General features: G+C 71.6%; 17 protein-coding genes and 1 pseudogene. 6 read left to right on the top strand and 12 right to left on the bottom strand.

Features of this window, described 5'->3' with window-relative positions:
• Nucleotides 1-39 precede the first annotated feature (39 nt).
• From SLW56_RS06720 to SLW56_RS06710, 3 genes are read left to right on the top strand one after another with little or no spacing between them, the layout of a single operon-like run.
• On the top strand, nucleotides 40-1,077 hold the full coding sequence (locus tag SLW56_RS06720) for a homoserine O-succinyltransferase (RefSeq protein WP_026144514.1): 1,038 nt from the start codon (nucleotides 40-42) through the stop codon (nucleotides 1,075-1,077).
• Entirely contained in the window at nucleotides 1,074-2,291 is a 1,218-nt protein-coding gene (locus SLW56_RS06715) for an O-succinylhomoserine (thiol)-lyase (protein WP_320694540.1), read from the top strand. Before SLW56_RS06720 ends, SLW56_RS06715 begins: the two co-directional genes overlap by 4 nt.
• Nucleotides 2,288-3,373 (top strand): homoserine dehydrogenase, encoded by a 1,086-nt coding sequence (locus tag SLW56_RS06710; protein ID WP_320694539.1) that lies wholly within the window; start codon nucleotides 2,288-2,290, stop codon nucleotides 3,371-3,373. Before SLW56_RS06715 ends, SLW56_RS06710 begins: the two co-directional genes overlap by 4 nt.
• A 158-nt stretch (nucleotides 3,374-3,531) precedes the next feature.
• On the opposite strand, the gene SLW56_RS06705 is transcribed toward SLW56_RS06710, so the two are convergent.
• From SLW56_RS06705 to SLW56_RS06685, 5 genes and pseudogenes are all read right to left on the bottom strand, one after another.
• Nucleotides 3,532-4,851 (bottom strand): glycoside hydrolase family 18 protein, encoded by a 1,320-nt coding sequence (locus tag SLW56_RS06705; RefSeq protein ID WP_320694589.1) that lies wholly within the window; start codon nucleotides 4,849-4,851, stop codon nucleotides 3,532-3,534.
• 270 nt (nucleotides 4,852-5,121) lie between these two features.
• Nucleotides 5,122-5,304 (bottom strand): annotated as a pseudogene (locus tag SLW56_RS06700) (Ig-like domain-containing protein); the annotation flags it as partial.
• A gap of 713 nt (nucleotides 5,305-6,017) precedes the next feature.
• Complete coding sequence (locus SLW56_RS06695) at nucleotides 6,018-7,028, bottom strand: alpha/beta hydrolase (RefSeq protein WP_320694538.1); 1,011 nt, start codon at nucleotides 7,026-7,028, stop codon at nucleotides 6,018-6,020.
• 68 nt (nucleotides 7,029-7,096) lie between these two features.
• Nucleotides 7,097-10,129 (bottom strand): two-component regulator propeller domain-containing protein, encoded by a 3,033-nt coding sequence (locus SLW56_RS06690; RefSeq protein WP_320694537.1) that lies wholly within the window; start codon nucleotides 10,127-10,129, stop codon nucleotides 7,097-7,099.
• A gap of 168 nt (nucleotides 10,130-10,297) precedes the next feature.
• Nucleotides 10,298-11,680 carry an L-serine ammonia-lyase gene (locus tag SLW56_RS06685; RefSeq protein WP_017913648.1) on the bottom strand — a complete coding sequence of 461 codons (1,383 nt, stop codon included), beginning with the start codon at nucleotides 11,678-11,680 and terminating at the stop codon, nucleotides 10,298-10,300.
• Between the two features lie 86 nt (nucleotides 11,681-11,766).
• Here SLW56_RS06685 and SLW56_RS06680 point away from each other — a divergent pair, with 86 nt between their 5' ends.
• On the top strand, nucleotides 11,767-12,006 hold the full coding sequence (locus tag SLW56_RS06680) for a glutaredoxin family protein (RefSeq protein WP_017913647.1): 240 nt from the start codon (nucleotides 11,767-11,769) through the stop codon (nucleotides 12,004-12,006).
• A gap of 77 nt (nucleotides 12,007-12,083) precedes the next feature.
• On the opposite strand, the gene SLW56_RS06675 is transcribed toward SLW56_RS06680, so the two are convergent.
• From SLW56_RS06675 to SLW56_RS06665, 3 genes are read right to left on the bottom strand one after another with little or no spacing between them, the layout of a single operon-like run.
• A complete protein-coding gene (locus SLW56_RS06675; protein WP_267083626.1) occupies nucleotides 12,084-12,653 on the bottom strand; it encodes a YceI family protein in 570 nt (189 codons plus the stop codon).
• A gap of 12 nt (nucleotides 12,654-12,665) precedes the next feature.
• On the bottom strand, nucleotides 12,666-13,232 hold the full coding sequence (locus SLW56_RS06670) for a cytochrome b (protein WP_017907780.1): 567 nt from the start codon (nucleotides 13,230-13,232) through the stop codon (nucleotides 12,666-12,668).
• Nucleotides 13,229-13,897: a YceI family protein gene (locus tag SLW56_RS06665; protein ID WP_267122200.1), complete on the bottom strand. Its 669-nt coding sequence runs from the start codon at nucleotides 13,895-13,897 to the stop codon at nucleotides 13,229-13,231. The genes SLW56_RS06670 and SLW56_RS06665 overlap by 4 nt, the downstream gene beginning before the upstream one ends.
• A gap of 231 nt (nucleotides 13,898-14,128) precedes the next feature.
• Between SLW56_RS06665 and SLW56_RS06660 the strand changes: the two genes are divergently transcribed.
• Together SLW56_RS06660 and SLW56_RS06655 are read left to right on the top strand one after the other, a co-directional pair.
• Complete coding sequence (locus SLW56_RS06660; protein ID WP_320694536.1) at nucleotides 14,129-17,695, top strand: ATP-binding protein; 3,567 nt, start codon at nucleotides 14,129-14,131, stop codon at nucleotides 17,693-17,695.
• 68 nt (nucleotides 17,696-17,763) lie between these two features.
• Entirely contained in the window at nucleotides 17,764-21,342 is a 3,579-nt protein-coding gene (locus SLW56_RS06655) for an ATP-binding protein (RefSeq protein WP_320694535.1), read from the top strand.
• 158 nt (nucleotides 21,343-21,500) lie between these two features.
• Here the strand turns inward: SLW56_RS06655 and mdtD are convergent, their stop codons facing one another.
• The 4 genes from mdtD to SLW56_RS06635 all read right to left on the bottom strand — a co-directional run bounded on the left by mdtD (nucleotide 21,501) and on the right by SLW56_RS06635 (nucleotide 25,580).
• On the bottom strand, nucleotides 21,501-22,931 hold the full coding sequence (mdtD, locus tag SLW56_RS06650) for a multidrug transporter subunit MdtD (protein WP_267092580.1): 1,431 nt from the start codon (nucleotides 22,929-22,931) through the stop codon (nucleotides 21,501-21,503).
• A gap of 299 nt (nucleotides 22,932-23,230) precedes the next feature.
• Nucleotides 23,231-24,298 (bottom strand): uroporphyrinogen decarboxylase, encoded by a 1,068-nt coding sequence (hemE, locus tag SLW56_RS06645; RefSeq protein ID WP_267092579.1) that lies wholly within the window; start codon nucleotides 24,296-24,298, stop codon nucleotides 23,231-23,233.
• 10 nt (nucleotides 24,299-24,308) lie between these two features.
• On the bottom strand, nucleotides 24,309-24,563 hold the full coding sequence (locus SLW56_RS06640) for a WGR domain-containing protein (protein WP_010344159.1): 255 nt from the start codon (nucleotides 24,561-24,563) through the stop codon (nucleotides 24,309-24,311).
• Between the two features lie 63 nt (nucleotides 24,564-24,626).
• Nucleotides 24,627-25,580, bottom strand: a complete 954-nt coding sequence (locus SLW56_RS06635; protein WP_295923566.1) for a helix-turn-helix domain-containing protein — start codon at nucleotides 25,578-25,580, stop codon at nucleotides 24,627-24,629.
• Nucleotides 25,581-25,589: the final 9 nt, after the last annotated feature.

Raw genomic sequence — 25,589 nt, 5'->3', positions numbered from 1 at the left:
TCCGCGAAGCTCGATGGCCGTTCCTCTCCGGATACCGCCATGCGCCTCGTGAACTCGCCTGATCGCCCCACCTCCGCCACTCCGTCCCACGACCGCGTTGCCGCGCCGGCCGACGGCGTGCACGCGATGCGTGGCGAGATCGCCGTCGCGCTGCCGCTGCGCCACGCCGGTGTGCAACTGCTGCGCCTGCGCTACGAACTGAGCGGCCCGGCTGCCGCGCCGGTGGTGTTCGTCGCTGGCGGCATCTCCGCGCACCGCCATCTCGCCGCCAACGCCAGTTTTCCCGAGAAGGGCTGGGCCGAAGGCCTGGTCGGGCCGGGGCGGGCGCTGGATCCCACCCAGCGGCGGCTGCTGGCGTTCGATTTCGTCGGCGCCGACGGCAGCCTGGACGCGCCGATCGATAGCGCCGACCAGGCCGATGCCATCGCCGCGCTGCTGGACGCGCTGGACATCGCGCAACTGCACGGGTTCGTCGGCTACTCCTACGGTGCGCTGGTCGGCCTGCAACTGGCGGTGCGGCATCCGCAGCGCCTGCAGAAGCTGATTGCGGTCAGCGGCGCGCACCGCGCGCATCCGTATGCCGCCGCCTGGCGCGCGCTGCAGCGCCGCGCGGTGGCGCTGGGCCAACTGCAATGCGCCGAGAGCCACGGGCTGTCGCTGGCGCGGCAGTTCGCGATGCTCAGCTACCGCACTCCGGAGGAATTCGGCGAACGCTTCGACGCGGCGCCGGAAGTGATCAACGGCCGCGTCCGCGTCGCCGCCGAAGACTACCTGGACGCCGCCGGCGCGCAGTACGTGGCGCGCACCCAGGTCAACGCCTACCTGCGCCTGTCCGAATCCATCGACCTGCATCGCATCGAACCGGCTGCCGTCGCCGTGCCCACCGTGGTGGTGGCGGTCGAGGGCGACCGCCTGGTGCCGCTGTCGGACCTGGTCACCCTGGTCGAAGGCCTGGGCCCGCGCGGCAGCCTGCGCGTGCTGCGTTCGCCCTACGGCCACGACGCCTTCCTGAAAGAAACCGATCGCATCGACGCGATTCTCGCCACCGCCCTTCGCCCCACCGGAGTTGCCGCATGAGCACTGCCCACGACACCGATCTGCCCTGTAGTGCCGCCACCGCCGCGGTCCGCGCCGGCATCGACCGCGATACCGCCTACGGTGCGGTGACCCCGCCGATCGTGCTGTCGTCGAACTTCAGCTTCGACGGCTTCGGCAACAAGCGGCAGTACGACTACACCCGCAGCGGCAACCCCACCCGCGACTTGCTCGGCGAAGCGCTGGCGGAACTGGAAGGCGGCGCCGGCGGGGTAATCACCGCCACCGGCATGGGCGCGATCAACCTGGTGCTCAATGCGCTGCTGCAGCCAGGCGACAAGCTGGTGGTGCCACACGATGCGTACGGCGGCAGCTGGCGCCTGTTCAACGCGCTGGCCAAGAAGGGCCACTTCGAGCTGATCACCGCCGACCTGACCGATCCGCGCTCGCTGGCCGATGCGTTGGCGCAGGCGCCGAAGCTGGTGCTGATCGAGACCCCGTCCAACCCGCTGCTGCGCATCACCGACCTGCGCTTCGTCATCGACGCCGCGCACAAGGCCGGCGCGCTGGCGGTGGTCGACAACACCTTCCTGTCGCCGGCGCTGCAGACCCCGATCGCCTTCGGCGCCGACCTGATAATCCACTCCACCACCAAGTACGTCAACGGCCATAGCGACGTGGTCGGTGGCGCGGTGATCGCGGCCGATGCCGAACTGCACCAGCAATTGGTGTGGTGGGCCAATGCGCTGGGCCTGACCGGCTCGCCGTTCGATGCGTTCCTGACCCTGCGCGGTCTGCGCACGCTGGACGCGCGCCTGCGCGCGCACCAGGAGAACGCGCAGGCGGTGGTGGAATTGCTGACCACGCACGCCGCGGTGCGCCAGGTGTACTACCCCGGCCTGGCCTCGCATCCGGGCCACGCGGTGGCGGCGCGGCAGCAGCGCGGCTTCGGCGCGATGATCAGTTTCGAACTGGCCGGCGGCGAGGCCGAGGTGCGCGCCTTCGTCGACGGCCTGCGCTACTTCACCCTGGCCGAATCGCTGGGCGGCGTGGAGAGCCTGATCGCGCATCCGGCGACCATGACCCATGCGGCGATGACCGCCGAGGCGCGCGCCAAGGCCGGCATTTCCGACGGCCTGCTGCGCTTGTCGGTGGGTATCGAATCCAGTGCGGACCTGGTCGCCGATCTGCAGGCCGGCCTGCAGCGCGCGCAGCGCGCCGGCGAGGCGCTGGCCCGCAAACGGGTGGACGCGTGAGCAGCGGCCTGGCCGAGGCGCCATCGGCGCCGCTGCGTGCGGCGCCCGTCGCGGCCACCGCGCGGTTGGGCCTGCTCGGCACCGGCACCGTCGGCCGCGCCTTCGTCGCGCGCTACCAGGCGTTGCAGCAGCGCCGGCCTGGCCTGCCGACCTTCGCCTGGCTGGCCAATTCGCGCACCGTTGCCGATTGCGCGGTGACGCCGGCGCAGGCGCTGGCCGCGGCCAATGCCGCCGCGCGCACGTCGCAGGCGGTGACGTTGCCGGAGGATCTGGGCCGTGGCGACATCGTGGTCGACGCCACCGCCAGCGAGGCGGTGGCGCAGCGCCATGCCGAGTGGCTGCGGCGCGGCGTGCACGTGGTCACCGCCAACAAGCTCGGTCAGGGCGCCGCGCTGGCGCGGGCCGAACAGATCCAGGCCGCCCGCCATGCCGCCAGCACCCATTACGGCGACAGCGCCACGGTCGGCGCCGGGCTGCCGTTGCTGAGCAGCCTGCGTGCGCTGGTCGCCGGCGGCGACCACATCCACGCGGTGGAAGGCGTGCTGTCCGGCTCCCTGGCCTGGCTGCTGCATCGCTACGACGGCTGCCGTAGCTTCTCCGCGTGCGTGCGCGAGGCCGCGGCCGCCGGCTACACCGAACCCGATCCGCGCGAGGACCTGTCCGGCGAGGACGTGCGGCGCAAGCTGCTGATCCTGGCTCGCGCCGCCGGCCTGCCGTTGCGCGCCGAGCAGGTGCAGGTGGAGTCGCTGGTGCCGGCCGCGCTGGCCACGGTGCCGCTGGCGCAACTGGATGCCGCACTCGAACAATTGGACGCGCCGCTGGCGGCGCGCCTGGCGCAGGCACAGGCCGCCGGCGCCTGCCTGCGCTTCGTCGGTCGCTTCGATGCGCACGGCGCCTCGGTGGGCCTGCGCGTGCTGCCGCTGACGCATCCATTGGCCAGCGGTGCCGGCACCGATAACCGCGTCGCCATCCACAGCGACCGCTATCTGCAGCAGCCGCTGCTGATCCAGGGGCCGGGCGCGGGCGCCGATGTCACAGCGGCGGCCTTGCTCGACGACGTGCTGCGGATCGCGGTGCGCTGAGCGAAGCGAACGACGCCCGCCATCATGTGCGGGCATCGCGGTTCGGACTGGGGCGATACCGACGGGCAGTCGGCGTGTGGGCAACGCTGCCGGCACGCCGATGCCTGCGGGTCACGCGGCGCGTCCGTCGCGCGTTGCACGACGGCCGGCGCCGCAACTCATTGCAGACCCTGGCCCATGGTCTTCAGCAACTCGCCCTGGTAGTCGCCGCTGAATTCCCAGAAGAACGCGCCGCCCAGGCCCTGGGTCTTGACGTAGTTCATCTTCTCGGTGACCAGCGCCGGGTTGTCGTAGCTCCAGAAGGTGCTGCCGTCGTACTTCCAGTGCGCATGCGCCTGCGCGTCGACATAGCTGGTGCCGGCGCGGCCGCGCAGCACCTTGTAGTCCTCGATGCCCGCCTCGTAGGTACCTGGTGCGGCGCTGCCGCTCTGGTACAGGCCGTGGTTGACGTTGGGCACGTTGGTCCAGCCGCGCCCGTAGAAGCCGATGCCGAGGTTGAGCTTGGTGGCGGGCACGCCACGATCGAGGAAGGCCTGGATGGCGTCGTTGCTGTTGTAGTAACGCTGGTCGCCGCTGGACGGATCGGCCGACGACTCGAACAGCGCGGAGTGGTGATTGGTCTGCGGATCCCAGGCGCCGTGGAAGTCGTAGGTCATCACGTTGAGGTAGTCCAGGTACTGCGCGTACAGGTTCGGGTCGGTGACCCGGATCTTGTCGATGCCGGCGCCGACCGCCACAGTCAGCAGCAGCCCCGGCCGCACCTGGTCGAGCTGGCGGCGGAACTCGGCCAGCAACGCGGTGAAGTTCTGCCGGTCCTCGGTGCTGCCGCAGGCGATGCCGCACGCCACCGGGTATTCCCAGTCGATGTCGATGCCGTCGAACACGCCGGCCGCGGCCGCTGCGCCGCCGGCGCCGTCGGTGACCGGCAGGTTGCCGCGGATGTAGGCGTCGATGCACGAGGCGACGAAGGCCTGGCGGTTCTCGGCGCGCGCGGCGCTGGAGAAGCCGCGCGACCAGGTCCAGCCGCCCAGCGAAATCAGCACCTTCAGCCCCGGGTGTGCGGCCTTGAGCTTCTTCAACTGGTTCCAGTTGCCGCGCAGCGGTTGGTCCCAGGTATCGCCCACGCCGTCCACGCTTTGCGCGGCGGAGAACGCTTTGGTGTAGTCGGCGAAGGCATCGCCGCCGGCGCCGGTGCTGCTGTCGGAGGGTTGGGTGACGCCGACTTCGCAGCGGTTGTTGCGGACATTGCCGAAGGCGTAGTTGATGTGGGTCAGGTAGCCGGCGGCGCCGCTGGTCTGAATGTCGCGCACCTGGTAGTTGCGGCCGTAGATGCCCCACTGGGTGAAGTAGCCGATCACGCGCTTGCCGCCGCCGGCGCTGGCGGGCAGGGTGCGCACGCTCAGCGTGGCGCTGCTGGCCGAGACGTTGCCGGCGTTGTCGCGGGCACGGACCGCGTAGGCGTACGCAGTGTCGGCGATCAGCGCCGAGTCGGTGTAGCCGGTGGTGCTGGAGGTGCCCACGCGATTGCCGTCGCGGAGGATGTCGTAGCCGGCCAGGCCGCTGCCGCCGGCGTTGTCGGAGGCGGCATTCCAGGTCAGGGTGATGGCGTTGCTGGCGCGCGTGGCGGCGGCCAGGCCGGTCGGCACGCTTGGGGCGGTCGTGTCGGTCGACGGTGCCGCGATGCTGATCGCGACCGCGGCCGAGGTGGTGCGGGCGCCGGCGTTGTCGGTGGCCACCGCGGTCAGGCTGTAGTCGCCGGCCGCCGCGCCGCTCCAGGCCAGTGTGTACGGCGCGCCGCCGACGCTGCCCAGCGAGGTGCTGCCGCGGAAGAATTCGACCCGCGCCACGCTGCCGTCCGGATCGCTGGCCGACGCCTGCAAGGTGATGGTGGTGCCGACCACGAAGCGGGTGCCGGTCGTGGGCGCGGTCATGGTCACGCTCGGTGGCTGGTTGCTCGAACTGCCATCGCAGGTGCCCAGGTCCTGGTACCAGCCGCAACTGGTGCAGTACGTCGGCGCGGTGTTCCAGATCGGACCGTTGGCGCGGTACAGGTGGCCGGCGTAGGTCAGGGTGTCGCCGGCGGCGTAGATGGTGGCAGGGTTCCAGGCGGCGACGCCGCTGCACGCGGCGGCCCAGGTCTGGCCGGGCACGAGGCCGGCCAGGACGAGACAACAGAACAGCAACCACGATCCGGCGGATTTCGTGTTCATGGTGACGCCTCCGATGCGGTAGGTAGCGCGACTGAGGAGCGGCGGTGAGCCGCTATCTGGTTCCTTGAGTCCGATCACCCGGGGGCTTGGAGACGCGTGGCGCCGACGTCGTTTTGACTCGCACGCGGACCGGGCACGCGCAGGGTCCGAACGAGAAGACAACGTTGTCAACCGACAAATCCGACGAATGCGAGACAGATCCAGGATTGCTGCGATGACAACGTTTTCATGATTGTTCGATGCTGCGGTGCAGTGCGGGTGTGTCGAGTGCACCGAAGCGTGCGTGGTGCAGGGCGGGAGGCACACCGCCGAGCGGATACGTGCAGCGCGCGCTGCTTGTCAATGCTGCCGCGACGACCCGAGAGATTCCGCGGCAAGACGCGTTCGCGCCGCCGTGCAGGATCGGTGACCGGACCTGTTGCGGGCGCGTGCGCTCAGGGCGCCGTGCCCAGCGCCTCGAGCAAGGCCGTATTGAACCGTTGCGGCGCTTCCACCTGCGGCGAATGGCCGAGGTCGTCGAAGGCGACCAGGCGCGCGCCGGGAATCGCCGCAGCCGCGCGCTTGCCCAAGGCCGGGTAGTCGCCCAGGGTGGCCGCCAGCGCCGGTGGCGCCAGGTCCTTGCCGATCGCGGTCCGGTCGCGCTGGCCGATGAACAGGGTGGTCGGCACGCGCAGTTGCGGGAAGCGCTGCACCACCGGCTGGTTGAACACCATGTCCGAGGTCAGCGCCTGGTTCCAGGCCACGCGGTCGCCGCCGGGGCCGGCGTACAGGCCGGCCTGCATGCTCACCCAGCGGTCGTACTCGGGCTTCCACTGTCCGCCGTAGTAGACGGTCTGCTGGTACTGCGTGATCGAAGCCGCGTCGGTCTTGCGCTCCTTGGCGTACCAGTCGTCGACGCTGCGCCACGGCACGCCGGCGGCCTTCCAGTCCTCCAGCCCGATCGGGTTGACCAGCAGCAGCTGGCTCACGTCCTGCGGGTACTGCAGTGCGTAGTGCGCGGCGAGCATGCCGCCCATCGAATGGCCGACGATCGCGGCGCGGGTCACGCCGGCCTGTTGCAGCAACGCATGGGTATTGGCCGCCAGTTGCGCGAAGCTGAACTGGTAGGCCTGCGGCTTGCTCGACTTGCAGAAGCCGATCTGGTCCGGCGCCAGCACCCGGTAGCCCTGTGCCACCAGCGCGGCGATGGTCGATTCCCAGGTCGCCGCGCAGAAGTTCTTGCCGTGCAGCAGCACCACGGTGCGGCCGTTCGGCGTGCCGGTCGGGGCCACATCCATGTACGCCATCTGCAGCGGCTGGCGCTGCGAGTCGAAGCGGTACCAGTGCACCGGATAGGGATAGGCGAAGCCTTCCAGTTGCGCGCCGTAGCGTGGAGCCGCATCGGTGGCCGAGGCGGAGGCGAGCGGCGACAGGGCGAGGGCGGCGAGCAGCAGGCAGTGGCGCATGGGAGCAGGGCGACAGGCGTGATGGACCACGACCTTAGCCCGGCCTGCGCTTGCCAGGCGTCAACGCGTTACACGGGCGGCAGGCTGCCGCCGTTGTGCACCAGGGTCAGGCAGGCGTGGTGCTGCATCCGCGCGAGCGGCTCCTGCAGCGCCGCCAACACCTGTTCGGCCTGCGCACCGAGCACCGGCCGGTACGCCGCCCAGCCGTTGCGGCCCTTGGCCTTGGCCTGGTACAGCGCACGGTCCGCCAGTACCAGCAGTTGTTCCCAGCCGAGCAGGTTGTCGGGGTCGTGCACGAACGGGAATTCCGCCAGTCCGATCGAGCAGGTGACCCGGCCCTGGCGGCCGTGGTCGAGCACGAAGGGGTGCGCGGCGACCGAGCGGCACAGCCGTTCGGCGGCCATGGTGAGGTTCTCGCGCGGCGCCGAACGCAGCACCAGCAGGAACTCCTCGCCGCCCCAGCGCACCACGTAGTCGCTTTCGCGGGTCAGCCGCACCAGCAACTGCGCCATCTGCTGCAGCACCGCGTCGCCGGTGTGGTGGCCGCCGCTGTCGTTGATCGACTTGAAGTGGTCGATGTCGATCAGCGCGAACAGCATGCCCGAGGACAGCATGTCCTCGTCGTTGGCGGCCATGCGCCGGTACAGCGCGATGTCGCTGGGGATGTGCAGCGACAGGTAGCGGCGGTTGCGCAACTGGGTCAGTTCGTCGGTGAAGCTGGCCTCCTGCAGGCGCTGGTTGGCCGCCTGCAGCGCCTGGGTGCGCTCGCGCACCTGGCGTTCGAGGATGTCGCGCTGGCGCCGGTTGTGCAGCCGCGCCAGGGCCACCGCGCACAGCAGCAGGGCGAACGCGCCCAGCGTCAGCAGCAGCCTGTAGAACGGGGTTTCCTGGAAGCGCAGCGCGATCCGCAACGGCAGCCGCGCCGGCGCGGCCGCCCACACGCCGGCGTTGTTGCTGCCGGTGACTTCGAAGACGTAGTCGCCGCCGGGCAGGTTGGTGTAGCTGACCGCGCGCTGGCGGATGTCGTCGAGGGTGCGCCAGCCGCGGTCGTAGCCGAGCAGGCGGTAGCGCAGCTCGACGTTCTGCGGCGCCTGGAACGAGGCGGCGGTGAACTCGAAGTCGAGGTCGCGCGCGCCTTCCGGCAGCGGTGCGGGCAGCGCCTGCGGTGTCAGCCACTGGCCCAGCGCACGCACCCGCTCCACCACCGGCTGCGGAGCCACCGGATTCTTGACGATGCCGGCGGTGTCGAGCGCGACCACGCCGTCGCGGCTGGGCAGCCACAGCGCGCCGTGCTCGATGAAGCCCTTGCCGTTGCCGGCGCCGTTGCAGCACATGCCCTGCACGCCGCCATGGCGCTGCGCGCGCTCGGTGAGCATCAGTTCGGCGTTCAGCGGCGCCTGTGGCGACGCCGCATGGCGCAGCAGGTCGGCCAGGCGCACGCGGTAGACCCCGCGCAGGCCGGCCACCCAGATCGCGCCGCGGCCGTCGTCGGCGATGAAGAACGCGGCGTTCGCCGGCAGCCCGTCCTGTTCCCCGAACGCGTACCAGTGCGCGCCGTCGAACAGCCACAACTGCTCGTTGAGGGTGCCGACCAGCCATTGCCCGCCGGGCAGCTCGTGGATCGCGGTGACATCGGCGCTGGCCAGCGCCGAGCCCGCCGGCGCCAGCGCGACCAGACGCTCGTCGTGCAGCTCGTACAGGCCCGACTGCGCGCCGACCAGCAGGCGCCCGTCGCGGGTCTCGTGGATCAGGCGGATGCGCGGATCGCGCAGACCCTCGGCCGTGCCGTAGCGGCGCAGCCGCGTGCCGTCGGCGCGGAACAGGCCGTCGTCGCTGGCGAACCACAGTCGCTGCGCGCGGTCGCGGGCGATGCCGCTGATCTGCAGGTCGTGCAGCGGCGCCAGCCAGTCCGGCTGGCTGAGCCGGCCGTCACGGTACAGGGCGGCGCCATGGCGGGTGCCGATCCACAGCTGACCGGGTTCGGCCAGCAAGGTGTAGGGCGCCTGGTTGTGCAACTGCGCCAGATTCAGGCGCGGCTGGTAGCGGCCATCGCGCAGCTGCGACAGGCCGCTGTCGGTGCCGACCCACAGCGATCCGTCCGGATCGCGCGCCAGGGTCCACACCAGCGCGTCGTCCAGCCCTTCGTGGGTGCTGTAGCGCCGGGTCCAGCCGTTCCACAGCCGGGTTGCGCCGTTCCAGCTGCTGCCCAGCCACAGGTTGCGCTCGCGGTCCTCGAAGATCGCGTTGACGCCGACGTTCGGCTTGTTTTCCGGGGTGCGTTCGACGATGGCGCCATCGCGCACGCGCAGCAGCGCGCCGGGCTGTCCCACCCACAGGTTGCGGTCGCTGTCCTCGAACAGGGCCTGCACCGCGCGCCGGCTGGTCCCGATCGGGTCGGGCAGCCATTGCCAGCGCCCGTCGCGGCGCAACAGCAGTCCGTCGCGGGTGCCGGCCCATAGCGTGCCTTGCGCCTCCAGCAGGTGCTGCACCGGCGTCGCGCCGGCCTCCTGCGGCAGTGCCAGCGACACCGGCGCGTCCTGGCCGGCGACGAAGCGCAGCACCGCGCCACGCGTGCCCACCCACAGCGCGTCGGCGCGCGGCAGCAGCGTGTAGGCGCCGCCGGCGATGCGGTGGCGCAGCTGCAGGCGATCGCCTTGCACCGCGTAGACGCCATCCTGCGCCGCGACCAGCACGCTGCCGTGTGCGTCGGTCGCGATCGCTTCGATATTGAGCAACGGCGCCTGCGGGTCCTGCGGCAGCAGCGTGGAGAAGCGTCCGTCGCGGTAGCGCGACAGGCCGCGGTAGGTGCCGATCCACAGCGTGCCGGCGGCGTCCGCGTGCAGCGCCTTGATCAGGTTGCCGGGCAGGTGCGCCGGCGCGCCCTCGTTGAACGAGGTCATGCGCACGCCGTCGAAGCGGGTCAGCCCGCCCATCGTGCCGATCCACAGATAGCCCTGGCGGTCCTGGGCGAACGCCTGCACGCTCAGCTGCGGCAGGCCCTGGTCCAGCCCCCAGCCTTCGCGCTCGTAGTGATGGAACTGCTTGTCCGGCTGCAGTGCCCGCGCCTGCGGCACACATGCGCTCCACGCTGTCGAGAGCATGGCCAGCTGTAGCGCCAGCAGGCGCCAGGAGGCGTGTGGAAACCGCAATCGCATGCCCATGCCGGATCGGCCGACGTCTCTGTCGTTAGCGGCAACGCCACGCGGATCTTGATGCGCGCGGCAGCGAGGACGCTGGTGATCACCCGGGCCAGCGTCCATCGGGCTGGCTCAGCACTCGATGACGTTCACCGCCAGCCCGCCGCGGCTGGTTTCCTTGTACTTGTCCTGCATGTCGCGGCCGGTGTCGCGCATGGTGCGGATCACCTTGTCCAGCGACACCTTGTGCTTGCCGTCGCCGCGCATCGCCATGCGGCTGGCGTTGATCGCCTTGACCGCGCCCATCGCGTTGCGCTCGATGCACGGGATCTGCACCAGGCCGCCGATCGGGTCGCAGGTCAGGCCGAGGTTGTGCTCCATGCCGATCTCGGCGGCGTTCTCGATCTGTCCCGGCTTGCCGCCGAGCGCGGCGACCAGGCCGCCGGCGGCCATCGAACAGGCCACGCCGACCTCGCCCTGGCAGCCGACCTCGGCGCCGGAAATGGAGGCGTTTTCCTTGTACAGGATGCCGATCGCCGCGGCGGTGAGCAGGAAGTCGAACACGCGCTGTTCGTCGGCGCCGGGGCAGAAGCGGTCGAAGTAGTGCAGCACCGCCGGGATGATCCCTGCCGCGCCGTTGGTGGGCGCGGTGACCACGCGACCGCCGGCGGCGTTCTCTTCGTTGACCGCCAGCGCGTACAGGTTGACCCAGTCCAGCGTGGTCAGCGGATCGCGCATCGCCGCTTCCGGCTTGGACGACAGCTCGCGGTACAGCGCCGGCGCGCGCCGCGACACGTGCAGGCCGCCGGGCAGGGTGCCTTCCTCGCGGATGCCGCGGGTCACGCAGGCCTGCATCGCGCCCCAGATCTCGCGCAGGCCGGCGCGGATCTCGTCCTCGCTGCGCCAGCACTTCTCGTTCTCGAACATCAGCGCGGCGATGCTCAGGCCGCTGCGCGCGGCCTGCGCCAACAGCTCGTCGCCGCTCTTGAACGGGTAGGGCAGCGGCGTCTCGTCGGCGACGATGCGGTCGTCGGCGGCGTCGTCCTGGTTGACCACGAACCCGCCGCCGACCGAGTAGTAGTCGCGCGTGGCGATGACTTCGTCGTTGGCGGCATAGGCGGTGAAGCGCATGCCGTTGGTGTGGTACGGCAGCTTCTGCCGCTTGTTCATCGCCAGGTCGCGCTTCTCGTCGAAGGCGATCTCGTGCCGGCCGAGCAGGTTGATGCGCTTGCTGCTGCGAATGCGCTCCAGCGCACCGGGGATGATGTCCGGATCGATCAGGTTCGGGCGCTGGCCTTCCAGGCCCAGCAGCACCGCCTTGTCGGTGCCGTGGCCGCGTCCGGTCAGGGCCAGCGAGCCGAACACTTCGGCGCGCAGGCGCACCACGTCCTGCAGGCGGCCCTGGTCGAACAGCCAGCGGTGCACGAAGCGCTCGGCGGCGCGCATCGGCCCCACAGTATGCGAGGAACTCGGCCCGATGCCGATCTTGAACAGGTCGAAGGTGCTGACAGCCATGCGCGTGCCGAGGGGTGGGCGAAAGACCGTCTATTCTATGCTTCCGGCGCGCGGCCCAGGTCCGCAGCGCAGCATAGGACGCGAGCATGTCCCTGACCCTGTACCAGCGCGACGACTGCCATCTGTGCGACCAGGCTCTGCAGGTGCTGGCGCAGGCGCGCGTGGCCGAGCCGGACAGCGTGTTCATCGACGACGACGCGACGCTGGAGGCGCGCTACGGGGTGCGCGTGCCGGTGCTGCGCGCTGCGGACGGGCGCGAGCTGGACTGGCCGTTCGATGTTGCCGGCGTGCGCGCCTGGCTGGCGGCGTCGGCCGAATGCGCGTGAGCCGCGCATAAAAAAAGCGGCGGACCCGACGAGGAAATCCGCCGCTCAGCGGCCGCGCGCCCGCGGCCTGTGGCGAATCACTTCGCCTTGAACACCACCTTGGTGCTGATCGCGGTTTCGTTGGGAATGGTCTTGGTGTCGGCCCAGTCGCCGCCGCCCACGCCGAAGTCCAGGCGCTTGACCGTGGCCTTGCCGGCCAGCACCGGCTGCGCGCCCGGGGTCCAGGTGAAGGTCAGGGTCACCGGCTTGGACACGCCGCGCAGTTCCAGGGTGCCGTCGGCGGCGAACTGGTTGTTGCCCAGCGCGCGGAACTTGTCGGCGCGGTAGTGCGCGGTGGCGAACTTGGCCACGTCGAAGAAGTCCGCGCCCTGCAGGGTGGAGTCGCGGTCGTTGTTGCCGCTCTTGGCGCCGGCCAGCGGGATGGTCACGTCGAGCTTGGCGCCGGCCAGGTTGGCCGGGTCGAAGCTGAGCTTGGTGTCGAAGCCGGGGAACTGGCCGGTGAACACTTCGCCGTCGTACTTGCTGGCGAACACCAGGGTGGAGCCGGGGGCCTGCACATAGTCCGCGGCCTGCACCGCGGGGGTGGCGGCGAGCAGGGCCACCAGGCTGGCGGCGACGGCGGCGGGGGAGGCGAAACGGGTGGACATCGAAACAGCTCCTCAGGACTTGGGGGTGAGCCAGCCGCGCGGCAACATCCGCGCCAGGGTGGCATCGCGTTGGAACAGGTGGTGGTAGAAGGCGGCGCCGGCATGCGCCAGGACCACCGCGATCAGCAGCCAGAAGCCCCATTCGTGCACCGTATGCGAGAGGTCGCGCAGGTGCTCGTTCGGGGCGCTGAGCTTGGGCACCGCGACCAGGCCGAACCAGCGGAACGGGCGCAGGCCGCTGGCGGAGTCGTACAGCCAGCCGGACAGCGGGATGGCGAAGATCATCACGTACAGCAAGGCGTGGGTGGCGTCGGCGATGCGTTCCTGCCAACCGGGGGTGCCCGGCACCGGCTTGGGCGCGCCGGCGTACAGCCGCCAGCCGAGCCGCACGATCACCAGCGCCAGCACGGTCAGGCCCAGCGACTTGTGCGCGGTGTAGACCCAGAAATACTTGGGCGTCTTCGGCAGTTCGCCCATGGTCAGGCCGACCACGCCGAGCAGCAGGATCAGGGCGGCGATCAGCCAGTGCAGGGTCTGGCTGACGCTGCCCCAGCGGTCGGGCGTGTTGCGGGCGCTCATGGCGTGCCGTCCTGCGCCGCCGGCGCGGTGGGGGTGTTGGTGGGAGCGGCAGGCGGGGTGCCCGGCGCCGGATCCGGTTCGGCCTTGGCGCCGCCCTCGCGGGTGGCCTCGGCCTCGATGCGCAGTTCCACCGTGCCGCCGATCACCGACGGCCAGGAACTGATGCCGAAGTCGGCGCGCTGCAGCGTGGTGGTGGCGGAGAAGCCGGCGGTGCGACGGAACGGCGGCAGCGGATGACGCTTCACTGCGTTCAGGGTCACGTCCAGGGTCACCTCGCGGGTGACGCCGTGCAGCGTCAGCTGCCCGATCACCTTGGCGTGCTGTGCGTCGATCGGCTCGACACGGGTGGAGACGAACTGCGCTTCCGGGTAGTGCTCGCCGTCGAGCAGGTTGTGCGCCAGCGCGGCGCGGTTCCACTTCTCGTCGCCCAGGTCCAGCCGCTGCAACGGCACCCGCGCCTGCAGCCGTGCGCTGCGCCAGTCGTCCGGGTCGAACACCAGGGTGCCGGTGCTGCCGGACACGGTGCCCAGCGCCTTGGAGAATCCGGCGTGCTCGATCGCGAACAGCACCCGGGTATGCACCGGGTCCAGCGCGTACTGCGCCGGCGCGGCCAGGGCGGCGCCCGGCAAGGCCAGCAGAAGGGCCACGAGAGAGGGTCTGAACATGGAGCGGGGCCGCGCTGGGAGGTCGCCGGATTCTAGTCACAGTCCGGGCCGGCTGCGTACCTGCGGCGCGTAACGGTTCGTTGCGCGCGGTGGCAGGTGTGATTTTTCCGCGGCCGCGGGGTATAAGAACGCTGCCGCGGCGAGCGGCATACGGAGCGGGCGCGCCGCGCGTCCGGCCCCGGCAGTGCGCCGGTGTTCATCCGCCGACGTCCTTTGCCGGAGCCGATGTCCATGCCCATCCCGCATCCCCCACGCCGGTGGCGCTGCTGGGGGCTGGCCTGCCTGTTGGCGCTGGCCGCCGTGTGCGCCGATGCCAGTGCCGCGGTGCCGGAACTGCCGCGCTTCCGGGTGTTCTCCGGCGAGCAGGGGCTGCCGTCCAGCGATATCTCCCGGTTGCAATTGGACCGCGACGGCTATCTGTGGATCGCCAGCGGCGATGGCCTGGCCCGCTACGACGGGCGCGAGTTCCGGGTCTGGCGCCACGATCCGGCCGATCCCGCCTCGTTGCGCTGCAACTACGTGCAGGACCTGCACATCGACGCGCGCGACCGCATCTGGGTGGCCTGCGAGGGCGGCGGCCTGAGCATGCTCGGCGCGGACCGGCGCGGCTTCCGCCACTTCAACATGGCCACGCAGCCGGCGATGCGCAGCGACGACGTGTTCGCCATCGCCAGCCGCGGCGACGCGGTGTACTTCGGCACCTACCGCGGCGGCCTGTACCGGCTGGGCGGCGACGGCCGCGTGCAGCGCATCCGCGCCGGCGATCCGGCGGTGGATGCGCTGCTCGACAGCGCCGTGCTGACCCTGGCCTTCGACGATGCCGGAGTGCTGTGGGTGGGCACCTTCAAGGGCCTGGTGCGCTACGACGGCCGCCACGCCAGCGCCTACCGCATCGACGACGGCATGCCGCAGGAGGAGCAGGTGATCATGTCGATCACCCGGCTCAGCGATGGCCTGTGGTTCAGCGGCAACACCGGCCTGTTCCGCCGCGACCGCGCCGGGCGCTGGTTGCGTGCGGACTGGATCGGCGCGCTGCATCGCGCCGCCAACGCGATCGCCGAGGACGGCGCCGGCGGCTACTGGCTCGGCAACGGCGAAGGCCTGTGGCACAAGCCGGCCGACGGGCCGGCGCGGCGGGTGGACACCGGCGGCGCGGCGGTGTCCGGCGCCAGCGTGGTGGAGACCGTGCTGCGCGACCGCGAGGGCGGCCTGTGGGTGCCGCTGCCGACGCGCGGCCTGGGCTACCTGCGTCCGGACTGGCGCCGCCTGGCAGTGCTGGGCACCGCGCAGGGCCTGCCCGCCGATCAGTACGTCGGCTTGGCGCCGGCCCGCGCCGGCGGCGTGTGGCTGCTCGGCTCCGGCGCCAGCGTGTTCCGCCTCGACACCACCAGCGGTGCGCTGAGCGCGCCGCATTGGGCCAACGGTGCGCCCAGCGGGCGCTTGCTGTCGGTGCTGGACGACCCGCGCGGGGCATTGTGGATGGGGGGCAGCAGCACGCTGCTGCGCGGCCCGCTGGACGGGGGCACCCTGCAGCGCTGGACCCGCGCCGCCGGCGAGGCCGATCCGATCCCGGACGGCACGCTGGCCTGGCTGCAACTGGACGCACGCCAGCGGCTGTGGATCGCCGCGCCGGGCTACGGCGTGCAGGTGCGCGATGGCGACGGCCACGTGCTGCAGAACCTCCCCGGCGGCCAGCATGGCCTGGCCGGCACCGACATCGCGGCGTTCGCGATGGCGCCGGACGGCACGCCGTGGGTCGCCGCCGAACAGTTCCAGCACTGGGACGGCGCGGCCGGGCAGTTCCGCACGCCGCCGGAGCTGGCCGGCGAGAAGGTGCAGTCGTTCGCCTTCGCCGACGCGCGCACGCTGTGGGTGCATCGGCTGTCCGGGCTGGAACTGTGGCGGCGCACCGGCGCGCACTGGCAGCGCAGCCAGCGCTATGCGGTGGCCGACGGGCTGCCGGCCACCGAGTCCAGCGCGCTGGTCGCCGATTCGCAGGGGCGCGCCTGGCTGGGCATGCGCCGTGGCCTGTTCCGGGTCGATCCGCGGCGCACGCCGGCGGTGCGCGCGTTCGGCACCCGCGACGGGCTCGGCAGTCAGGAACTGGTGCGGCGCGGCCTGCTGATGACCGCCGACGGCGTGCTGGTGGCGGCCGCCGCGGACGGCAGCGTGGCGCTGCTGGACACGCAGCAGCCGGATCCGGTGCCGGTGCCGCTGGCGCTGAGCATGGAGAGCGTGCAGGTGCGGCGCGGTCCGCAGCTGCTGACGCTGCCGACGCGCGGCGACTTCACCCTGCGCTCGGACGACCGCGACCTGCGCGTGGCGGTGCGGTTGCTGTCCTACATCGATCCGGAACACATCGTCTACCGGTTCCGCCTGCCGGGTTACGACCGCGACTGGGTCAGCACCGGCGCCAGCGGCGAACGCACCCTGCCGCAGCTGCCCGACGGCGCGCAGGTGCTGGAGATCCAGGCGCGCACCCGCAACGGCGTCTGGTCGCCGACGCTGCGCCTGCCGTTCCGGGTGCAGCCGCCGTGGTGGCGCAGCGTCTGGGGCATCGTCGGGTTGCTCGCCGCGGCCGGCCTGCTGCTGCTGATGTCGCTGCGCGCCTACCGGCGCCGCCTGGGCCGCCAGCACGCCTGGGAACTGGCCCTGCACAAGCAGGAACTGGCCGAGCAGGCCTCGCTGGCCAAGACCCGCTTCCTGGCCATGCTCGGCCACGAGGTGCGCACGCCGCTGACCGGGGTGCTGGGCATGAGCGAACTGCTGCTGGCCACGCCGCTGGATCCGAAGCAGCGCGGGTATACCGAGTCGATCCGCCGCGCCGGCACCCACCTGCTGCACCTGGTCAACGATGCGCTGGACCTGGCGCGGATCGAGGCCGGGCGCCTGCGCCTGGAGTCGCAGCCGTTCGCGCTGCAGGCGCTGATCGCCGAAGTGGTCAACCTGATGGCACCGCTGGCGCAGGCGCGCGGGCTGCGCTTCGATCTGCACGACGGCATGCCCGGCGCGACCACGGTGGAAGGCGATGCGCTGCGGGTGCGGCAGATCCTGCTGAACCTGCTCGGCAACGCGATCAAGTTCACCAGCAGCGGCTCGGTGGCGCTGAAGGTGGCGCCGGGGCAGGACGGCCAGGGGTTGTGCATCGAGGTGGCCGATACCGGCCCGGGCATCGGCAGCGAGCAGCAGGCGCGGCTGTTCCAGCGCTTCGAACAGGGCGACGGCCCGCGCACCGCGGTGCGCCAGGGCGGCAGCGGCCTGGGCCTGGCGATCAGCCAGGAACTGGCGATGGCGATGGGCGGGCGTATCCAGGTCGAGAGCCGGCTGGGGCATGGCGCGCGCTTTCGCGTGGGCCTGCCGCTGCGCTGGCGTCCGGCGCAGGAACCGGCGGCGGTCCCGGTGCCGGCACCGCGCGCGCGCACCGCGCTGCGCATCCTGCTGGTCGAGGACGAACCGACCGTGGCCCAGGTGATGGTCGAGCTGCTGCGCGGCCGCGGCCATCAGGTGACCTGGGCCGCGCACGGCCTGGAGGCGCTGACCGAAGCCAGCCAGGGCAGCTTCGACATCGGCCTGCTCGACCTGGACCTGCCGGCGCTCGACGGCCTGGCGCTGGCGCGGCAGTTGCGTGCGCTGGGCCATGGCTTTCCGCTGCTGGCGGTGACCGCGCGCTCCGACGGCGAGGCCGAGGCCGCCGCGCGCGCCGCCGGATTCGCCGGGTTCGTGCGCAAGCCGGTCACCGGGCAGATGCTGGAAGGGGCCATCGACGCGGTGCTGGACGGGGCGCCACCGCCGCTCTGAGTCGATGCGGGACGCGGTTGCCAGCGCCGGCGCTTATCGCCGACGATGGCGCCGGTGGCGCGGGACGGATGCCCGTCGGGGAGACAGAGGCGATGCGGTCGAGACGGATCTTGGGATGGCTGCTGCTGGCGTGGTCCGCGGTCGCCGGCGCGGCAGTGCCGCCGACGCCGCAGCCGCGCCAACTGACCGTGGCCGACGGCTTGCCGTCCAACAGCATCAATGGCTTCGCCGAGGACAAGCTCGGCTACCTGTGGCTGGCCAGCAGCGATGGCCTGGCGCGCTTCGACGGACGCGGCTACCGCATCTGGCGGATCGAGGACGGCCTGCACCACAACAAGATCTGGTCGGTGCACGTCGATGCGCAGAACCGGGTCTGGTTCGGGACCGACGGCGCCGGCCTGGGCATGCTCTCGGCCGATCGCCGGCAGTTCCGCTACTACGATCGCAGCACCTACCCGCAGATCGGCTCCACCACCGTGTGGTCCATCGCGTCCACGCCGGACGGCAGCGTCTGGTTCGGGACCTCCGCCGGCGGCCTGCATCAGTTGCAGCCGGACGGCCGCCTGCGCCGCTTCATGCCGATCCCCGGCGACGCGCGCAGCCTGCCTTCGGCCAGCGTCACCCATCTGGCGACCACGCCGGACGGCACCCTGTGGGTGGGCACCCGCGGCGGCCTGGCGCGCTGGACCGGCCACGATTTCCAGCGCGTCGCCGCCGACGCGCTGCCGCGGCCGGAAGTGCAGGGGCTGACGCCCGAGCGCGACGATACGCTGTGGGTCTCCACCCTGGGCGGGGTGCGCCTGCTGCGCGCCGACGCCAGCGTGGTGGAGCCGTACTGGCGCAACATGCCCGGCGACAGTGTGCTGGGCATGCTGGTCCACGACCGCCACGGCACGCGCTGGTTCGACACCATGGACGGGCTGGGCCGCGAGAGCGAGTCCGGGGTGATCCGCAACGTGCCGCTGTACAGCAATTCCGCGCACGGACTGGTCAAGCCGAACTGGTCGCTGGCCTTCGAGGATCGCGAGGGCGGCCTGTGGTTCGCCAGCGGCAATGCCGGGCTGTGGCACCTGCCGGCCAACTGGCAGCAGTTCTCGGTGCTGTCCTATCGCGTGGACGACCCGGAGTCGATGGGCAACCCCTACGTGCTGGCCACCGCCGCTTCCCGCGACGGCGGCGTGTGGCTGGCCGGTACGCGTGGCGTGCTGGACAAGCTCGATCCGGCCACCGGCGCCGTGCATCGGCACATGCGCGCGATGTTCGGTCTGGACTGGGCGCGGGCGATCGCCGAAGACCCGCAGGGCCGGCTGTGGGCGGCGGCCGCGGGGGCGGTGCTGCGCTACGACCCGGCCAGCGGCGAGGTCCGGCGCTGGGGCAAGGACGCCGGGGCCGATGCGCCGATGATGGACCAGGTGGATCGGATCGTCTTCAGCAGCGACCGCCACGTCTGGATCTTCAGCGACATCACCGGCGTGCAGGTGCGCGACCTCGATGGCCACGTGCTGCGCACCATGGCGCCGGGAAGCGCCGGCCTGCCTGCGGATCTGACCGTGCAGGAGGCCAGCCTCGGGCCGCAGGGCCAGCCCTGGTTGCTGGGGCAGCACGGGCTGCTTGCCTGGAGCCCGGAGCGCGCGCGGTTCGAAGCGGTGCCCGGCGCACCGCAGCGCCCGCTGAGCGCCCTGGCGATCAGCGACGGCAACGTGGTCTGGCTGGCCAGCGTCGGCTGCCTGGAGCGCTATCTGTGGGACGGCAGCCGGCTGAGCCTGCTCGACCGCATCGACGCCGAGCAGGAGTTCCCGGCGCTGGCGCCGAACGGCCTGGTGGTCGATGCCAGCGGCGTGGCCTGGCTGAGCAGCGTGCGCGGGCTGATCCGGGTCGATCCGGCGAGCAAGGCGATCCGCTCCTACGGCGTGCACGATGGCCTGCCCAACCAGGAGTTCCAGATCCGTACCCTGGTGCAGGCGCGCAGCGGGCAGATCCTCGGCGGCACCCCGGACGGCGTGGTGCTGTTCGAGCCGTCACAGGTGGTGCCGTCGCGGCGGCAGCCGCCGCTGGTGATCGAGCGCATCGGCGTGCGCCGCGGCGAGCGCGGCCTGGACCTGCTGCACGCCGACCGCATCGTGCTGCAGGAAGGCGACCGCGATCTGCACGTGGTCGCGCGCCTGCTGTCGTTCTCCGACACCGACGCCAACACCTACCGCTTCCGCCTCAGCGGCTACGACCCGGATTGGGTCGATGTGGGCGCCAGCGGCGAGCGTCTGTTCTCGCGGCTGCCGTCGGGCCACTACACCCTGGAGATGCAGGCGCGTACCGCCGACAAGGTCTGGTCGAACGTGGTCAGCCTGCACTTCCGCGTCCTGCCGCCGTGGTGGCGCAGCCCCTGGGGCATCGCCGGGCTGGCGGTGCTGGCGGTGCTGGCGCTGTGGTTGCTCGCGTACCTGTACCGGCGGCGGCTGCGCCGGCGCGCCGCCTGGCAGCTGGCGGTGCACAAGCAGGAGGTGGCCGAGCAGGCCTCGCTGGCCAAGACCCGCTTCCTGGCCACGCTCGGCCACGAGGTGCGCACGCCGATGACCGGGGTGCTGGGCATGAGCGAACTGCTGCTGTCCACGCCGCTGGACACCAGGCAGCGCCGCTACACCGAATCGATCCGTGACGCGGGCTCGCACCTGCTGCGCCTGGTCAACGATGCGCTGGACCTGGCGCGGATCGAGGCCGGGCGCCTGGAACTGGAACAGCAGCCGTTCGACCTGGGCCGGCTGATCGCCGAACTGGAGGCCATGATGGGGCCGATGGCGCGCAGCCGCGGGCTGGTCTTCGCCCTGGACAACGCCATGCCGCCGCAGGTCACCGCGCGCGGCGACGCCACGCGGGTGCGGCAGATCCTGCTGAACCTGCTCAACAACGCCATCAAGTTCACCGAGCACGGCAGTGTGCAGTTGCGGGTGGCGCCGCTGCAGCTGCAGCAGGGCGTGCGCTTCGAGGTCGCCGACACCGGGCCGGGCATCAACGCCGAACAGCAGGCGCGATTGTTCCAGCGCTTCGAGCAGGCCGACGGGCCGCGCACCGCCGCACGCTACGGCGGCAGCGGCCTGGGCCTGGCGATCAGCCAGGAACTGGCGGTGGCGATGGGCGGGCGCATCGAACTGCGCAGCCGCCTCGGCGCCGGCACGCGCTTCGTGGTCGACCTGCCGTTGCCGTGGCTGCCCGAGCCGCTGCCGCAGGCGCCACGCGACGCCCGCGCGTGCGCCAGTGCCGCGGCGCCGCGGCGGATCCTGCTGGTCGAAGACGATCCGACCGTGGCCGAAGTGGTCGGCGGCCTGCTGCGCGCACGCGGCCACCACGTCACCCACGCCGCGCACGCGCTGGCCGCGCTGACCGAAGCGGCGGCCAGCACGTTCGACATCGCCCTGCTCGATCTGGACCTGCCCGGCCTGGACGGCCTGGCGCTGGCGCGGCAGTTGCGCGCCTTCGGCTACGGCATGCCGTTGATCGCCGTCACCGCCCGTGCCGACGCCGACGCCGAGCCGCAGGCGCGTGCCGCCGGTTTCAGCGGGTTCCTGCGCAAGCCGGTGACGGGCGAGATGCTGGCGAAGGCGGTGGAGGCGCCAGAAGATGGAGAAGGCAGCAGGAGCGAGGAGGGCAGGTAAGTCACACCCGTCCGGTATCCGCAGCAGGTGTGACCAGCAGAGGGCAGGTGCCTTCCAGGCTGTATGCAGTCGGGACTGAAGTCCCTCCCACATGGAGCAGGTTGCGCATCCCGCTCCTGCGACTCCCCAACCCCGACTCCCCAATCCCCGCTTTTCGGCTACTCCGCCACTTCCTCCACCTGCTTCGGCAACGGCCGCGTATCCGGCAGCTGCCAGAAGATCAGCGTCGAGGTCAGGGTGATCGCGCCGACGCAGACGAAGGTCGCATGCAGCGCCGCGGTGGCGCCGTGGGTATCGCCGAGGTGGGTATTGAATGCCGCCAGCAGGCTGCCGGCCGCCGCGGCGCCGAAGCCGGTGGCCAGCATCATCACCATCGACAGCAGGCTGTTGCCGGCGCTGGCTTGGTCGCGGTCCAGGTCGCGCAGGGTCACCGTGTTCATGACGGTGAACTGCAGCGAGTTGACCGCGCCGAACAGCGCCAGCTGCAGCAACCGCCAGCCCAGCGGCTGGCCGGCGTCGAACAGCAGGAAGCTGGCCATCGCGGTGCCGACCAGCACGGTGTTGGTCATCAGCACGCGGCGGTAGCCGAAGCGCTCCACCAGCTTCACCGCCGCGCGCTTGGAGGCCATGCCGGCCAGCGCCACCGGGATCATCATCAGCCCGGCGTTCATCGGGCTCATGCCCAGGCCCACCTGCAACAGCAGCGGGATCAGGAACGGCATGCTGCCGCTGCCCACGCGCGAGAACAGGTTGCCGAGGATGCCGATGCGGAAGCTGGCGACCTTGAACAGATGCAGCGGGAACAGCGGCGCCGCCGCGTTGGCCGCGTGTAGCCAGTAGCCGATCAGCGCCGCCAGCCCGGCGATCGCCAGCAGCATCACGAAGGCGTGGCGCAGGCCCAGCTCGGAGATGCCGTCCAGCGCCAGCGACAGCGCGACCATGCCGAAGGCCAGCATCGCGTAGCCGATCAGGTCGAAGCGGGTGCGCTGCTCGCCGTAGAAGTCCGGCATGATCTTCAGCGCCGCGGCGAAGCCGATCGCGCCGATCGGCAGGTTGATCAGGAATACCCAGTGCCAGGACGCCACCTGCACCAGCCAGCCGCCCAGGGTCGGGCCAACGAGCGGCCCGATCAGCGCGGGGATGGCGATGAAGCTCATCGCGCTGAGGAACTGCGCCCGCGACACCGAGCGCATCACCGCCAGCCGGCCCACCGGCAGCAGCATCGCGCCGCCGATCCCCTGCAGCACCCGCGCGGCCACCAGATACGGCAGCCGCGGCGCCGCCGCGCACAGCAGCGAGCCGAGGGTGAACAGCACGATCGCGGCCAGGAAGGTGCGGCGGGTGCCGTAGCGGTCGGCGATCCAGCCGGAGGCGGGAATGAACATCGCCACCGCCAGCGCGTAGCTGAACACCACCGACTGCATCTGCAAGGGGCTCTCGCCCAGGCTGCGCGCCATCGCCGGCAACGCGGTGTTGACGATGGTCGCATCCAGCATCTGCATGAAGATGGCCAGCGACACCAGCCACAGCAGCGGACGGAAACTACGCGCGTCGGGAACGGCGATCGGATCGGAGGAGGGCGCGGACATCGGCACGCAGGGGCGACGCGAGGGGGGCGATAGGATCGCGCAGATCGCGTCGCCATGTCGTGCAGTTGCGCGCGTTGCGCGCTTGCGATGCAGCGCGCGCTCAGCGATCAGCGCTGTCGACGCAGGTATGGACGGCGCCCTGAAGCCGCTCCTACGCGAAAGCGCAAGAGATCGAGCGCACGGTCAGATCGCCGACCGTGCGCGAGACTGGAATCCCGAATCCCGAATCCCGAATCCCGAATCCCGAATCCCGAATCCCGAATCCCCAATCCCCAATCCCCAATCCCCAATCCCGGCTTTTAAGCGCGCCGACTATGCCGCTGCACCGCCGCCACCAATGCCCCGACATGCTCCGGCTGCATGTCCGGCGACAGCCCGTGGCCCAGGTTGAACACGTGGCCATCCAGCGAGCCGCCGTTGCCGTCGGCATAGCTGCGCAGCACGCGTTGCACTTCGCGGTCGATCGCCTCCGGCGCGCCGTACAGCATCGCCGGGTCCAGGTTGCCCTGCAGGGCGACGCGGCCGCCGGTGCGGCGCGCGGCGTCGGCCAGGTCGATGGTCCAGTCCACGCCCACACCTTCCGCACCGGAGCCGGCCAGCTCTTCCAGGTAGGGCGCATTGCCCTTGCCGAACAGGATCAGCGGGGTGCGCTCGGCGCCGTCGCCGCGCGCCAGTTCGCGGGCGATGCGCTGCAGGTAGGGCAGGGAGAACTCGCGGTACATCGCCGGGCTCAGCACGCCGCCCCAGGTGTCGAACACCTGCAGCGCCTGCGCACCGGCCGCGCGCTGCGCCGCCAAGTAGGCGATCACCGCGTCGGTGTTGACCGACAGCAGCTGGTGCAGCGCCGCGGGGTCGTTCAGCGCCAGCGCCTTGATCCGCGCGTAGTTGTCGCTGCCGCCGCCCTCGACCATGTAGCAGGCCAGGGTCCAGGGGCTGCCGGAGAAGCCGATCAGCGGGACGCTGCCGTCCAGTTCGCGGCGGATCACCCGCACCGCGTCCATCACGTAGCGCAGCTCGGTTTCCATGTCCGGCACGCCGAGCCGGGCGATCGCCGCAGCGTCGCGCACCGGATGGCGGAACTTGGGGCCTTCGCCTTCGACGAAGTACAGCTCCAGGCCCATCGCATCGGGAATGGTGAGGATGTCCGAGAACAGGATCGCCGCGTCCAGCGGGAACCGCGCCAGCGGCTGCAGGGTCACTTCGCAGGCCAGCTCCGGGGTCTTGGCCATGGCCAGGAAGCTGCCGGCGCGGGCACGGGTGGCGCGGTACTCGGGCAGGTAGCGCCCGGCCTGGCGCATCAGCCACACGGGGGTCTGGTCCACGGGCTCGCGGCGCAGCGCGCGCAGCAGGCGGTCGTTCTTGAGCATGGGGGATTCCTTAGCGCGGCGCGTCGGCGCCACGGGTGAACATGACCTGGAAGCCGCGCTTGAGCTGGGCGTCGCGGGCTTTCTCGAAGGCGGCGTTGGCGTCTTCCTGCTGCAGGTAGAGCTCGCGCCGCAGCTGCGCGCGGCCGCCGATCTGGCCGCTCTCGCGCAACAGTTCCCAGCCGCCGAGCAGGTCCGGCTGCAGGGTCAGCTGCAGGTAGCGTGGCGGCTCGTTGCCGTCGGGGCGTTGCTGGAGGAAGACGCGCATGCGCCGATTGTAGCGGGTGCCGGTGCAGGCGACGTGGCCCGGTCGGCGGAACGCAGCGGCCGCTCAGCCGGCACGGAAGCCGCGGCGATACGCCGACGGCGGCAACCCCAGGTCGCGCGTGAACTGCAGGCGCAGCGCGCCGGCGCTGCCGAAGCCGCAGTCGGCGGCGATGCGCTCCAGCGCCAGGTCGGTGCTTTCCAGCAATTGCTGGGCGCGGACCAGGCGCTGGTGCGCCAGCCACTGCACCACGGTGGTCCCGGTCACCTGGCGGAACTGCCGGGTGAAGCTGCGCCGGCTCATCCGCGCGTGCGCGGCCAGCGCGTCCAGGCGCAGCGGCTGCTCCAGCCGCTGCAGCATCCAGTCCAGGGTCGGACCGAGCAGGGCGTCGCGGCGGCTGGCCGGCAGCGGCTGTTCGACGTACTGCGCCTGCCCGCCCTGGCGGTGCGGCGCCACCACCAGGCGCCGAGCGATGCGGTTGGCGACGGCGGCGCCGTGGCGGCGCCGCACCAGGTGCAGGCAGCAATCGATGCCGGCCACGGTGCCGGCCGAGGTCAGCACGTCGCCGTCGTCCACGTACAGCACGTCCGGCTGCAGCCGTACCTGCGGATGGCGCTGCGCGAAGCGCGCCAGCGCCGCCCAGTGGGTGGTGGCGGGGCGGCCGTCGAGCAGGCCGGCGTCGGCCAGCACGAAGGTGCCCAGGCACAGCCCGACCACCTGCGCGCCGGCGGCGTGGGCGCGGCGCAGCGCCTGGCACAGCGCCGCCGGCGCCGGCTCGGCGGCGTCGCGCCAGGACGGCACGATCACCGTGTCGGCGCCGTCCAGCGCCTCCAGGCCGTGCTGCACCTGGATGGCGAAGCCGGCGTCGGTGCGCAGCAGTCCCGGCTCGGCGGCGCACACGCGCAGGTCGAAGGCCGGCAGGTCGGTGTCCGGCCGCGCCTCGAACACCTGACAAGGCACCGCCAGGTGGAAGGGACTGATGCGATCGAAGGCGACCACGGCGAGGCGATGCGGCGACATGGCCCGATT

The organism is Xanthomonas sp. LF07-6 (assembly GCF_034105445.1).
Taxonomy (GTDB): Bacteria; Pseudomonadota; Gammaproteobacteria; order Xanthomonadales; family Xanthomonadaceae; genus Xanthomonas_A; species Xanthomonas_A sontii.
This window is presented reverse-complemented; position numbering and strand designations above follow the sequence as displayed.

Coding starts and splice junctions, on each gene's coding strand:
- SLW56_RS06665 (WP_267122200.1), bottom strand. CDS start 13,897: ATGTTCAGACCCTCTCTCGTGGCCCTTCTGCTGGCCTTGCCGGGCGCC.
- hemE (WP_267092579.1), bottom strand. CDS start 24,298: ATGCTCAAGAACGACCGCCTGCTGCGCGCGCTGCGCCGCGAGCCCGTG.
- SLW56_RS06690 (WP_320694537.1), bottom strand. CDS start 10,129: ATGCTCTCGACAGCGTGGAGCGCATGTGTGCCGCAGGCGCGGGCACTG.
- SLW56_RS06660 (WP_320694536.1), top strand. CDS start 14,129: ATGCCCATCCCGCATCCCCCACGCCGGTGGCGCTGCTGGGGGCTGGCC.
- SLW56_RS06670 (WP_017907780.1), bottom strand. CDS start 13,232: ATGAGCGCCCGCAACACGCCCGACCGCTGGGGCAGCGTCAGCCAGACC.
- SLW56_RS06640 (WP_010344159.1), bottom strand. CDS start 24,563: ATGCGCGTCTTCCTCCAGCAACGCCCCGACGGCAACGAGCCGCCACGC.
- SLW56_RS06695 (WP_320694538.1), bottom strand. CDS start 7,028: ATGCGCCACTGCCTGCTGCTCGCCGCCCTCGCCCTGTCGCCGCTCGCC.
- SLW56_RS06685 (WP_017913648.1), bottom strand. CDS start 11,680: ATGGCTGTCAGCACCTTCGACCTGTTCAAGATCGGCATCGGGCCGAGT.
- SLW56_RS06675 (WP_267083626.1), bottom strand. CDS start 12,653: ATGTCCACCCGTTTCGCCTCCCCCGCCGCCGTCGCCGCCAGCCTGGTG.
- SLW56_RS06655 (WP_320694535.1), top strand. CDS start 17,764: ATGCCCGTCGGGGAGACAGAGGCGATGCGGTCGAGACGGATCTTGGGA.
- mdtD (WP_267092580.1), bottom strand. CDS start 22,931: ATGTCCGCGCCCTCCTCCGATCCGATCGCCGTTCCCGACGCGCGTAGT.
- SLW56_RS06635 (WP_295923566.1), bottom strand. CDS start 25,580: ATGTCGCCGCATCGCCTCGCCGTGGTCGCCTTCGATCGCATCAGTCCC.
- SLW56_RS06715 (WP_320694540.1), top strand. CDS start 1,074: ATGAGCACTGCCCACGACACCGATCTGCCCTGTAGTGCCGCCACCGCC.
- SLW56_RS06680 (WP_017913647.1), top strand. CDS start 11,767: ATGTCCCTGACCCTGTACCAGCGCGACGACTGCCATCTGTGCGACCAG.
- SLW56_RS06720 (WP_026144514.1), top strand. CDS start 40: ATGCGCCTCGTGAACTCGCCTGATCGCCCCACCTCCGCCACTCCGTCC.